Source organism: Bifidobacterium sp. UBA6881 (genome assembly GCA_002451435.1).
Taxonomy (GTDB): domain Bacteria; phylum Actinomycetota; class Actinomycetes; order Actinomycetales; family Bifidobacteriaceae; genus Bifidobacterium.
This window is the reverse complement of sequence record DKCF01000038.1, coordinates 42,731-43,366: the sequence shown is the minus strand read 5'-3', so window position 1 is coordinate 43,366 and position 636 is coordinate 42,731. Positions and strand designations below refer to the sequence as shown.

Sequence of the window (636 nt, the reverse complement as noted above, 5' to 3'; positions counted from 1 at the left end):
TGCGTCTGCTCAACGACCTGCAGGCCGAACGCGGACTGAGCTACCTGTTCATCACCCACGATCTGGCGGTGGTGCGCCAGATCGCCGACGAGGTCGTCGTCATGCAGCATGGCAGGCTCGTGGAGCACGCCACCACCGACGAGGTCTTCGACCATCCGAAGAAGCAGTACACCCGTGATCTGCTCGACGCCATCCCCGGCGGCAAGCTGCAGCTGGGCCTCGACTGACCGGTTTCACGAATATAGGAAAACCTCCCTCGAACCAGGGAGGTTTTCTTGTATCCAAGCTAGGCTAGGGCGCTATGACGATCACTATCACGACTTCGAATGTGAACGGAATACGCGCGGCGAAACGCAAAGGCATCGAGCAGTGGGCCGCGAAGAACACGCCCGATGTGTGGTGCATGCAGGAGGTGCGCGCGCCGCAGAGCGAAATCGATCCGATCTTCGACGAATTCGGATTCGAATACGCGACGGCGGGCCGCATCGACGACCAAAGCGGCCTCAACCGCATGAACGAGATCTGCCGCATCAAAGGCCGCGCCGGCGTCGGACTGCTGTCGGCGTTGCCGGTGGTCGACAGGCGATATGGGCTGCCGGGGCTTGAGGAGGACGTCGATTCCGGCCGCTGGATCGA

1 protein-coding gene and 1 pseudogene are annotated in these 636 nt (G+C 61.8%); both read left to right on the top strand.

The genetic code is table 11. From position 1 onward, the window contains the following. Positions 1-227, top strand: a pseudogene (locus B3C64_RS03195) (diguanylate cyclase); the annotation flags it as partial. A gap of 74 nt (positions 228-301) precedes the next feature. Next, a partial coding sequence (locus B3C64_RS03190) for an endonuclease/exonuclease/phosphatase family protein (RefSeq protein ID WP_349679951.1) occupies positions 302-636 on the top strand: 335 nt, incomplete at its 3' end.